Genomic DNA, 12054 nt, shown 5'->3' with positions numbered 1-12054 from the left:
CTTCAGGAATGCACATAGAAAAATGGATAAGTATTTTAACTTTAACAACTTTTTCCTCATTTCAGGTGGACGGGTACACTCGTTGCCTAGTCATGACTAAGAACGAATCCCCTTCTCGCGAGGACCTCTTCGCCGCACTCGAAAATGTCTCTTTGGCCGAGGCGCGCTCCTTCCGTCGCCGCCTCAAAAAGGCTCGCGCTCCTAAAGCGCTGCAAGAAATCGGCGCTGAAATCCATGCCGCGGCCGAGCGCGTCGCGCTTACCGACGCCGCCGTTCCCGCCATCACCTACCCGGACGCCCTCCCTGTCACCGCCCGCAAGGACGATATCGCCGAGGCCATTCGGGACAACCAGGTCGTCATCATCGCTGGTGAGACCGGTTCTGGTAAGACAACTCAGATCCCAAAGATCTGCCTCGAGCTGGGCCGCGGCCGGCGGGGGTTCATCGGCCATACCCAGCCGCGCCGTATTGCAGCGCGCACCGTCGCTGAACGCATCGCAGCGGAATTGGACCAGAAAATCGGGGAGTCCGTTGGCTACGCCATCCGCTTTGACGATCGCGTGTCTGAGACCACCGCCGTCAAGCTGATGACCGACGGCATCCTGCTCGCCGAGATGCAGCGCGACCGCTTTCTCAATAAGTACGACACCATCATCATCGATGAGGCCCACGAACGCTCGCTCAATATCGACTTCCTCTTGGGCTACTTGAAGCGCCTATTACCTAAGCGCCCAGACCTCAAGGTGATCATCACCTCCGCAACCATTGACCCAGAAAGCTTTGCCGCCCACTTTGCCGACGCCGACGGCAACCCCGCCCCCATTATCGAGGTCTCCGGCCGCACCTACCCCGTAGAAATCCGCTACCGGCCACTCGAGTTCGAGGCCGGCGGAAAAGTAGTGGACCAAGACCCGCTCGACGGCTTGACCGAGGCCATCGAAGAGCTCATGCACGAAGGCGACGGCGATATCCTGTGCTTCTTCCCTGGCGAGCGAGACATCCGCGATGCCATGGAAGCCATCGAAGGCAAGAAGTGGAAAAACGTCGAGGTCACTCCCCTCTTCGGCCGCTTGTCCAACCAGGAACAGCACCGCGTGTTTAGCGAGCACCGCGGCCGCCGCATCGTCTTGGCCACCAATATCGCCGAAACCTCGCTTACCGTACCCGGAATCCGCTTTGTCGTCGATACCGGCACCGCCCGCATCTCACGGTATTCCACGCGCACCAAGGTCCAGCGGTTGCCTATCGAGCCCATCTCGCAGGCCTCCGCCAACCAACGCTCCGGCCGTTGCGGCCGCGTCGCCGACGGCATCGCCATCCGCCTTTACAGCGAACAGGACTTTGAAAGCCGACCCGAGTTCACCGACCCAGAAATTCTGCGCACCAACCTTGCCAGCGTCATCCTGCAAATGGTTTCGCTCAAGCTCGGCGATATCGAACAATTCCCCTTCATCCAACCTCCCGAGCACAAGGCCATCCGCGATGGCCTCACACTCCTCCACGAGCTCGGCGCCCTCCACGACAAGCAGGACAAGCCCTCTCTCACCACCATCGGCCGCGATCTTGCCCGCATCCCACTGGATCCGCGCATGGCTCGGATGCTCATTGAGGCCAATACCAACGGCTGCCTCGATGATGTCATGGTCATCGTTGCCGCCATGACCATCCAAGATGTGCGCGAGCGCCCCCTCGACTTCCAAGCCCAAGCCGACCAAGCCCACGCCCGTTTCAAGGACAAGACCTCAGATTTCTTGTCCATGCTCAAGCTGTGGGATTACATCAAGCAAACCCGCAATGAGCAATCCGGCAATAAGTTCCGCAAGCGCATGAAACAGGAGTTCCTCCACTACATGCGCATCCGGGAGTGGTTTGACTTGGTGCGCCAGCTCAAGGACGTCGCCAAGCAGCTGGGCTCGACCTACCAGGAAGGCACCGAGCGCCGCTCCGATGACATCCACATGTCCCTCCTTTCGGGCCTGCTATCCAATATCGGCGCCCGCGATGGCAATTCCAAGGAGTTCCAAGGCGCGCGCAACACCCGCTTCCTGGTATTCCCCGGCTCCGCCCTGGCTAAAAAGCCTCCCGAGTTCCTCATGGCTGCCGAGCTGGTGGAAACGTCCCGTCTCTGGGCGCGCGATGTCGCCGCCATCGATCCCGCTTGGGTGGAAAAGCTCGGTGGGGACCTGCTCAAGCACAACTACTCCGAGCCCAGCTGGTCTCGCAAGCGCGCCGCCGCCATCGCGCACCAAAAATCCACGCTCTACGGCGTGCCCATCGTGGCCGACCGCACCGTGCCCTACCACCGCGTCGATCCCGCCGCTGCCCGCGATATGTTCATCCGCAACGCCCTTATCGCCGGCGATTGGAACACCCACCACGCCTTCTTCAAGGCCAACGCCCAAGCGCTTGACGACGCCGCCGCATACGAAGAAAAGGCCCGCCGCCGCGGCCTCATCGTGGACGAAGATACACTCTTCGACTTCTACGACCAGCGCATTCCGGCGAAGGTAACCACCGGCCGCCACTTCGACTCATGGTGGAAAAAGGAGCGCCGCCGCACCCCGGATCTGCTGGATTTCGATCCGGCTAAGCTCATCGACGACTCCCACGACGTCACTGAAGAGTCCTTCCCCGACCACTGGCGCAAGGGCACTATCGATTACGAACTGACTTACAAGTTCGAGCCCGGCGATCCACTCGACGGCGTCACCGTAATGGTTCCCATTCCTATGCTCGCCGGCTTGGATACCGAAGGATTCGATTGGCTCGTTCCAGGTCTTCGCCTCGAGCTCGTCACCGAGCTTATCCGCAGCCTGCCCAAGGCCCTGCGCCGCACCGTTGTACCCGCGCCCGAATTTGCCGAGCGCGCCATCGACCGCCTCATCCCTTATGAAGGCCCCATCACCCAGCAACTTGCCGACGTCCTCCGCGAACTCGGCGGTCAAGGAATCAACGCCACCGACTTCCAGGCCAGCAAGCTACCCGCCCACCTGCGGATGAACTACGGGGCCATCGATAAGCGCGGCAACATCGTCGACTCCGACCGCGACCTCGCGGCGCTCGTCCGACGTCAGGCCGGACACATCAAGTCCTCCGTATCCCGCGTCTCGCGCACCTCCGAGTCCACCGCCGTCAGCGAATGGACCGACGACACCCTCGGCACCATCGATGACACGGTCAAGACCACAGTGGACGGCCACGAAGTCACCGCCTACCCCGCCTTGGTCGCTACCAAGGACGGCGTCGAGCTCAAGGTCCATCCCACCAAGGCCGCCGCAGATGCCGCCATGGTCACGACAACTCTTACGCTCCTCATGCGTGAGATATCCGTCAACGCCTCACAAATGGTCAAGGGCCTGCCCTTGCAACAGCGCGTCGCCGTCGATTCCTATCCGCACGGCGGCGCCGACGGCCTTGTCAATGACGCCCGCGTCGCCGCGATCCGCGACCTGATGCTCGAAGCCGGCGGACCCGTCCGCACCCCCGCGGCGTTCCAGAAGCTTAAAGACACCGTCAAACCCCAGGTCCCAGGACGCGTACGCCAGGCAGTGGTAGCTATTGCACCGGGACTCGCCGAGTACTCCAACCTGCGAGCGGAGCTCGCTCATTGGGACGGCCCAGCAATAGATGACATGCGCGCACAATTGGACTTCCTCCTACCCCAAAACGCCATCACTGTCCATGGAATGTCCCATCTGCGTCATCTACCACGATATATCCAAGCCATGCGAATTCGTCTAGAGGACATGAACCTTGACCCGGACCGCGATGCGGACCGCCAAGCCGAGGTAGACAACGCCAAGGCTTACCTATCTAACCGCCTTCGCAACCTCCCGGCAGGCCGCGAAAAGACGCGCGAGGTCAAGGACGTACGCTGGATGATTGAAGAACTTCGAGTTTCTCTTTTCGCTCAGCGCCTTGGCACAGCCCATGCCGTTTCACTCCGCCGTATCCAAAAGGCGGTGGACAAACTGCGCTAAAAGTCCTCGCGATCGCGCCTTCGCATCAGGCGAATCTCGGATTCAAAGTCATCTGCGCTTTCAAAGGATTTATATACAGAGGCGAAGCGCAGATAGGCCACTTCATCAAGGTCCCGCAGTGGTTCTAGGATGGCCAAGCCAATCTCGTTCGCGTTGACCTGCGAGGAGCCATGACTGCGCACGGTCTCCTCCACTTCTTGCGCCAGCTTCTTTAGGGCATCGTCGCTGACATCTCGCCCCTGGCAGGCACGGCGCACACCGCGAATCAATTTATCTCTGCTGAAAGGCTCGGCCAGACCGTTTCTCTTCACCACAAGCAGCACGGCCTTCTCAACCGTGGTAAAGCGGCCCTTGCACGAAGCACACTCGCGCCGGCGACGAATCGACGCTCCAGCATCGACCACACGCGAGTCGATAACGCGGGATTGCTCATTGTGACAAAAAGGGCAATACACGGTGGTCCTTTCACTGACGTTGTTACGCCAGTAGTTTACTCACCTTCGATTTCGTGCGACCACCGACCTTCGCCCCACCGTTCCCCCTATCGTGTTACTGCAGCCTCTACTTGTTGCACATTAGAAGCCGGCGGTTGCGGTGCACCGTTTCCTTCAGTACCAGCTAGTCCGCCTAGCAAAGTGCCCACAAAGACCGCTACACCAAACACTGCGCCCAATGCGTAGTTACCTGTGTTCGACTCACCCACGCTGTTTCGGCCCCTATTCGATCTGTTCCCAGAGTCTCCGGGCGACGTACGGTTCGAACGATAGGTCGTGCAATCTTCCACACGTAGAGTTCGAACATACCGAGAGTTTGCGGTACCGCGGGCCACAGAACCGTAGCCACGCTCCACATCCCACACGGATGCAGAAGGCACCACTACAGGATCAGCAGCATTGCGTGTTACCAGGTTATTGCGAGAATTGATCAGCAGAGACATGACTTTCCTTTCGACGACTGAAACCACCTTAGGCGCCTCATTCGACACGCCATGACACCCAGTCGCCATAATGTTCGATTTAGTTGGTACGTTCGATTTATAGCATCGCTTCGAATGCTTGTCCACCCCAACGCGCAAATCTCGAACATCTGTACTTTTCGTGCTACAAATGACGTGTGGCAACTTTTCAGCGCCGCCAGCTAACAGACCACCGATAAATCCACCCGACCCCCTCCGAGGAGCCAGCAATGGGCCGCAAGCCAAAGAAGACTACCGAGAAGACCGACTACGCTTCCCTATCCGACCGCCAGCGACGCATTCTCAACGTCATTAGTGACGCCGTTATGTTGCGTGGCTACCCACCAAGCATTCGCGAAATTGGTGACGCAGCAGGCCTGCAGTCCACATCATCGGTTGCCTACCAGCTAAAACAATTGGAAGAGAAGGGGTTTTTGCGCCGGGACCCTAATAAGCCGCGTGCTGTAGATGTTCGTCACCTTAATACGGATGAAGGCACCAAAAAGCCGGGCCGCAAGCCGGCCAAGTCTGAGCAGCAAGTTCCCGAGGATGCAGGTGCCGTTTCCTATATTCCTGTGGTCGGCCGCATCGCCGCGGGAGCACCCATTACCGCAGAGGAAAACGTCGACACATACTTCCCCATGCCTGACGAGGTGGTCGGTAGCGGCGACCTTTATATGCTGCAAGTAGTCGGCGACTCGATGCAGGATGCCGGCATCCTTGACGGCGACTGGGTAATCATTCGTTCCCAGTCAGTTGCAGAGGAGGGCGAGTTCGTCGCCGCCCTGCTCGAAGGTTCTGAAGCTACCGTCAAGGAGTTCCACCGTGATTCCTCCGGCGTGTGGCTGCTTCCCCACAATGATGCCTACGCTCCCATCAACGGCGATGATGCGGAAATCATGGGCAAGGTTGTATCGGTATTCCGTAAGCTTTAACCACTCACCTGACGCAGATTCCATTACCCCGCAAGGGCCGAGCGTGGCCCTCGCGGGGTCTATCTATGTACACCCTTCGTTGACGCAGCCCGTATCCTGCCACCCCCATTTTGGCTCTATTTCGGACCCGGACACCAAAAGAGACGAAAATCCCACTTTCCCACTTTTCCTGATAACCAGGCATTTCAAGGTACCGGCTCTAAAATGCAGCTGTGCAAGTTTTTGCTTTAGTCCGTTTATTCCCGATTTTTGAGACAATAGACTAAGCAAAACAACATCGCCAGATTTTCACTTCCGCATAAAATGGCAATTTTTACCCCCGCGCCATGACGCGATGTCTCTAGATTCAAGGAGGAATCATGTACGCAGAAGAGCGGCGTCGCCAAATTGCTTCCCTCACCGCCGTTGAAGGCCGCGTCAACGTCACTGAGCTCTCAGAACGCTTCGAAGTTACGGCCGAGACCATTCGCCGCGACCTTGCGGTGCTTGACCGTGAGGGTGTCGTCCATCGCGTGCATGGCGGCGCAGTAGCCTCCCAAACCTTCCAGACCGCGGAGCTTACCCTGGATACCCGCCAGAGGTCCGCCTCCGGCGCAAAAGCGGCTATCGCCCGCGCGGCCCTTGATTTTCTCCCCCACGGCGGCGGCAGTATTTTCTTGGACGCAGGCACCACCATCAATGCGTTCGCGGAGCTCATTGGACAGCAATACCCGCAGGCGCAGTTCAACATTGTCTCCAATAGCTTGCCTATTGCCCTGTCTCTAGCAGGCAACGGCGTGCCTGACGTCCAGCTACTTGGGGGTACGGTCCGCGCGATTACCCAGGCCGTCGTTGGCGATACCGCACTGCGCACCCTAGCTTTGATGCGTGCCGACGTCGCCTTTATCGGCACCAATGCCCTCACCCTAGACCATGGCTTGTCGACGGCCGACTCCCAAGAGGCAGCCATCAAATCCGCCTTCGTCACCAATGCCCACAAGGTAGTGGTCATGTGTGACTCCAGCAAGCTAGGCAATGACTACCTTGTAAGTTTCGCCTCTGCCGCCGATATCGACGTCGTCATTACTGACGCTGCTGCCCCCGATTCCTTCGTGGAAGCGTTGCGCGAGCGCGAAATTGAGGTCGTGCTCGCCAGCGAATAATCCCCCGATCCTTCGCCTACTTTAGGCGAAGGACTCCATGCGTTCGACCACTGCGGTACGGGCAGCGTCAGGGCTTTCCGCATCCAATGCCACCTCGGCAAGCTGCTGGCACTGTTCCAAGGTAACTTCTGCCAGCTGTGCACCGACGCCCGCTACCGCCGTTGACGCTGCGGATAGCGAATTTACGCCCAAGCCGGTAAGCACGCAGGCCAACATCGGGTCGGCTGCTGCCTCACCGCACACGCCAACCGCAACGTTATTGGCTTGGCCCACGATGCAAGTGTGCTGAATGAGTCGCAGGACAGCCGGCTGCCACGGGTCGGTCAGGTAGGCCAGCTGTGGAGACAAGCGGTCCGCAGCCATCGTGTACTGAGTCAGGTCATTGGTGCCGATGGACACGAAATCAAGGTGCGGCATGATTTTATCCGCCATAAGCGCTGCGGCCGGAACCTCAATCATGGCGCCAGCAGTCAGGCCGCGCTCGCGGCACAGGCTAGCAAACCACTGGGCCTCGGTAGAGGTGGCAACCATAGGAGCCATCACCCAAGTCGATGCTTTGTCATCGCGAGCCGCAGCCGCCTGCGCAATCGCATCCAGCTGGCGGGTCAGCAAAGCCTCATTATCGCGTGCAATACGCAGGCCACGAACACCCAATGCTGGGTTTTCCTCGGAGCTTAGCGTGGCATAAGAGATAGGCTTATCGGATCCGGCATCCAGCGTACGCACGACAACCTTTGACTCAGGAAAGGCATTAAAAACCTTGCCGTAAATCTTTGCCTGCTCGTCCACGCTCGGTTCTTCACTAGCAGAGAGGAAGGACAGCTCCGTGCGGTAGAGACCAATGCCCTCTGCCTGGGAATCCGAAGCAATGCGGGCGGCGTTGCCATCAGCGACGTTGGCAAGCAGCTGCACGCGGTGGCCGTCCTTGGTTTCAGCCGGGCCGCGCCACTGGGCAACGCGTGCTGCACGCTCGCGATATTCGGCCACGGCCTTTGTGGAAGCCTCTTCGTCGGCCCCAAGAGTGACGGCACCCACTGCTCCATCGACGAATACCAGCGTGCCGCTTTCAATATCGCTAAGCGCGGCGCCCACAGCAACGATGCATGGAATATCCAGCTGGCGGGCGATAATGGCCGTATGGCTGGTAGGTCCCCCCAGCTCGGTGACAAGGGCCTTGATGTGCTTGGTATCCAGCGTCGCGGTATCGGCCGGGGCCAAGTCATCCGCGAAGAGCACGGCCTCGCCGTCTACGAGCGGCAGCCCCGGCTCGTCCTCGCCGCGCAGCTCTGCGATTACGCGGTCGCGCACGTCCTTTAAGTCAGTGGTGCGCTCGGCCATCACGCCGCCGGCGGCCTCGAACATGGTGACAAACTTATCGGTGGCGCCGACAGTAGCGAACTCCGCATCCTGGCCGGTGCGGATGTTTTTGCGCACGGCTTTGTGCCAGCCACGGTCCTTGACCATGCCGGCCGTTGCGGTCAGAACTTCCGCAGCCTGGCCTTCTGCGGCAGCAGCTCGCTGCTCCAAACGGCCAGCGACAGTATCTACGGCCGCAAGGAAGCGGTCATATTCAACATCACTCGCTTGCTCTGGGTCGATGCTTCCCTCGGTAGGCAGGGCGGGGCGAGGGCGGACCCACACGGCTTCGGCGTAGGCGACTCCGGCAACGACACCGGTTCCTTTGATTGTGGACTCAGACGCGTTTTCCATGAGCGTACTTCCTTCGAAGATAGCGGTTTGTTAACTTCCAGAACACCACAAATCGGATAGAAAAGCAATGTATACCACAGGAATTCTGTTGACTTTCGGACACAATCGGACAAGAATCAACATTAAGGGCGGGCCTTGCCCGTACGGTTCTCTCCAACGGCATTCGGCCCCCAATATACAACCTGCGAAAGGGACGACTTGATTCTCACGCTGACCCCCAATCCCAGTATCGACGCCACCCTTGTGCTCAGAGAGCCATTGACCTCCGGTGATGTCCACCGCGCCAGCGAGGTCACACAGGTTGCTGGCGGCAAGGGTGTCAACGTCACCCATGCCGTGCACTTGGCCGGCGAGCAATCCTTGGCTCTTTTCCCAGCCCACGACTCCGATTCTTTCCTGAATCTCATTCACTCGGCTGGGCTGCCTTCCTCTGCTATCCCCATGGACGGCGCAGTTCGCGTCAATACCACCATCACTGAGCCTGATGGCACCACCACCAAGGTCAACGGTCCAGGCCCTGCGCTTTCCGACGCCGACTCCCACGCCATTACCTCCGAGCTCACCGCCCGCGCCCTTGCCTCCGACTGGGTGGTTCTAGCCGGCTCGCTGCCGCGTGGCGTAGATACCGATTGGTATTGCGACCTCATCTCCGCGGTTCGCTCGGCCGCACCACAGGCCCGCATTGCCGTCGATACATCCGATGCTCCAATGCAGGCCATTGGCGAAAATCTCAATTCTGCTGCGCCGGATCTCATTAAGCCGAACGGCCTAGAGCTCGGCCAGCTCACCGGAACCGACGGCCGCGAGCTGGAAGACCAGGCCGCGCACGGCGAGTACTCAGGGGTTGTTCGGGCGGCCCGAGACGTCGTCAAGCAGGGCATCGCAGAAGTACTCGTCACTCTTGGCAGTGCCGGCGCGGTGCTGGTTACCGCGGATGGCGCTTGGGCTGCAACTCCCCCGCCAACAACGGTGAAATCCACCGTAGGCGCCGGTGACGCCGCACTCGCCGGATACCTCCTCGGCCGCACCGCCGGTAAGTCGCCGGCCGATAGCCTCGCGCAGTCGGTTGCCTACGGAACTGCGGCTGCATCCAAACAGGGCACCCAATTCCCTCGCCCAGAAGAACTCGATATCGCACATACCCCCGTACAATCGCTAGCCTAAGGAGTGCCTAATCATGGCTTCCGACCTCATCACTACCGACCTAGTCGCGCTCGACGCCGACTTCGGCGACAGCGTTGACTCCGTAATTACCAACCTGGCCACGCTGGTCTATGACACCGGCCGAGCCACCGACATCGCCGGCTTGGCCCAGCCCGCCATCGACCGCGAGACCAAGGCCGGTACCGGCGTCCCTGGCGGAGTCGCTATTCCGCACTGCCGCTCCGAGGCAGTGACCGAACCCACCCTCGCATTCGCCCGCCTGAGCCGTGGCGTGGATTTCTCCGGCCCTGACGGTGACGCCCAGCTGGTCTTTCTCATCGCTGCTCCGGCCGGCGGCGGCAAAGCCCACTTGAAGATTTTGTCCAAGTTGGCCCGCGCTCTAGTGCGCAAGGACTTCCTCGAGTCCCTGCGCAACGCGCCCACCAAGGAAGAAATCGTTCGGCTTGTGCTGGAGGTAGTCAATGCCGAAAAGCCGAAGAAGAAGCCAGCCGAGGAACCGGCCGCCCAAGGCGCTGCTGCCGGCACTGCCGCAACCGGTACCGATGCCGCCGGCCCCTCCGCCGCCGCGCCCTCGGCCGCACCCCCTACCAACGCAGAACCTTCGGCCGATGTCACCCGCATCGTGGCCATCACCGCCTGCCCCACCGGCATCGCCCACACCTACATGGCGGCCGACGCCCTCACCCAAACCGCGGCCGAGCGTGATGACGTATCTCTGACTGTTGAGACGCAGGGCTCGTCTAATAATGAGTCTGTCTCCCAATCCACGATCAACGCGGCCGATGCGGTCATCTTCGCCACGGACGTCGGCGTGCGCGACCGCGAACGCTTCGCCGGCAAGCCGGTTATCGAGTCTGGAGTCAAACGCGCCATCAATGAACCTGGCACGATGCTCGACGAGGCGATCGCAGCCGCGCACAACCCCCACGCGCACAAGGTCTCCGGCACTGCTACCCGCGCCGATGCGGAAGAAGAAGGCAAGTCTCTTGGTTGGGGCAAGCGCATCCAGCAAGCCATTATGACCGGCGTGTCTTATATGGTCCCGTTCGTTGCGGCCGGTGGTCTGCTGCTCGCCCTCGGCTTCCTTTTCGGTGGCGCCGATATGGCAAATGGTTGGCAGACACTATCGACGGAGTTTTCGCTCGGCAACCTCCCCAGCCATGACGTGACCGTTGACGGCGAACTCATGCACTTCGAGCGCTCCGGGTTCTTGCTCTATCTCGGCGCTGTTCTCTTCGCCGTAGGCCAAGCGGCAATGGGCTTCATCGTCGCTGCGCTGTCGGGCTATATCGCTTACGCTCTCGCCGGCCGTCCTGGCATCGCCCCAGGCTTCGCGGGCGGAGCGATCGCAGTTACCTTGGGCGCTGGCTTCATCGGCGGCCTAGTTACTGGCCTGCTGGCAGGCTTCATCGCGATGTGGATTGGCAACTGGAAGGTACCGCGTTGGCTAGGCTCGCTCATGCCGGTTGTCATTATTCCGCTGCTGACATCGTTGGTTGTCGGTCTCGCCATGTACCTGGCACTCGGCGTACCGCTGGCAAACCTCATGGAAGGCCTGCAAAATTGGCTATCGTCCATGTCCGGTTCTTCGGCTGTATTGCTGGGTATCATTCTCGGCCTGATGATGTGCTTCGACTTGGGCGGCCCAGTCAATAAGGCGGCCTACCTCTTCGCCACGGCCGGACTGTCTACCGGCGACGAATCCTCCATGCAGATCATGGCCGCCGTCATGGCGTCCGGCATGATCGCACCAATTGCGTTGTCGCTGGCTACGTTTATCCGCAAGTCGCTGTTTACACCGGCCGAGCAGGAGAACGGCAAGTCCGCTTGGCTGCTGGGTCTGTCCTTCGTCTCGGAGGGTGCCATCCCGTTTGCGGCGGCCGATCCGTTCCGCGTCATCCCTTCGATGATGGCCGGCGGCGCGGTGACGGGCGCGATTTCGATGGCCCTGTCGGTCGGTTCCCGTGCTCCGCACGGCGGCGTGTTCGTCTTCTTCGCCATCGACCCGTTCTGGGGCTACCTCGTGGCCATCGCGGCCGGCGTGGTTGTCTCCACTGCGGCGGTGCTGGCGATGAAGCAGTTCTGGCCTAACAAGGCCGTCGAAGAAGCCGCCCAGAACGTGGCAGTATAAACCAAACACTCGTACACTGGATTGTAAAAATCCCCGT

General features: G+C 60.2%; 7 protein-coding genes. 5 read left to right on the top strand and 2 right to left on the bottom strand.

Features of this window, described 5'->3' with window-relative positions:
- Positions 1-92: 92 nt before the first annotated feature.
- Positions 93-3980, top strand: a complete 3888-nt coding sequence (gene hrpA / locus QP941_RS08975; protein WP_284868719.1) for an ATP-dependent RNA helicase HrpA — start codon at positions 93-95, stop codon at positions 3978-3980.
- Here hrpA and nrdR read toward each other — a convergent pair.
- Positions 3977-4435 carry a transcriptional regulator NrdR gene (gene nrdR / locus QP941_RS08970; RefSeq protein ID WP_005328590.1) on the bottom strand — a complete coding sequence of 153 codons (459 nt, stop codon included), beginning with the start codon at positions 4433-4435 and terminating at the stop codon, positions 3977-3979. The genes hrpA and nrdR overlap by 4 nt on opposite strands.
- A gap of 730 nt (positions 4436-5165) precedes the next feature.
- Here nrdR and lexA point away from each other — a divergent pair.
- On the top strand, positions 5166-5870 hold the full coding sequence (gene lexA / locus QP941_RS08965; protein ID WP_284868718.1) for a transcriptional repressor LexA: 705 nt from the start codon (positions 5166-5168) through the stop codon (positions 5868-5870).
- Between the two features lie 359 nt (positions 5871-6229).
- Positions 6230-7012, top strand: a complete 783-nt coding sequence (gene sugR / locus QP941_RS08960) for a transcriptional regulator SugR (protein ID WP_284765897.1) — start codon at positions 6230-6232, stop codon at positions 7010-7012.
- Between the two features lie 21 nt (positions 7013-7033).
- Here sugR and ptsP read toward each other — a convergent pair whose 3' ends face one another.
- Positions 7034-8722, bottom strand: coding sequence for a phosphoenolpyruvate--protein phosphotransferase (gene ptsP / locus QP941_RS08955; RefSeq protein WP_284765896.1), 1689 nt, complete (start codon positions 8720-8722; stop codon positions 7034-7036).
- Positions 8723-8920: 198 nt separating this feature from the next.
- Here ptsP and QP941_RS08950 point away from each other — a divergent pair, with 198 nt between their 5' ends.
- Entirely contained in the window at positions 8921-9886 is a 966-nt protein-coding gene (locus QP941_RS08950; RefSeq protein WP_284868717.1) for a 1-phosphofructokinase family hexose kinase, read from the top strand.
- A gap of 13 nt (positions 9887-9899) precedes the next feature.
- Complete coding sequence (locus QP941_RS08945) at positions 9900-12017, top strand: PTS fructose transporter subunit IIABC (protein WP_284868716.1); 2118 nt, start codon at positions 9900-9902, stop codon at positions 12015-12017.
- The last annotated feature ends 37 nt before the right edge of the window (positions 12018-12054 follow it).

Source organism: Corynebacterium sp. MSK150 (genome assembly GCF_030229215.1).
GTDB lineage: Bacteria > Actinomycetota > Actinomycetes > Mycobacteriales > Mycobacteriaceae > Corynebacterium.
The sequence above is the reverse complement of the archived record's forward strand: the minus strand, read 5'-3'. Positions and strand labels throughout refer to the sequence as shown.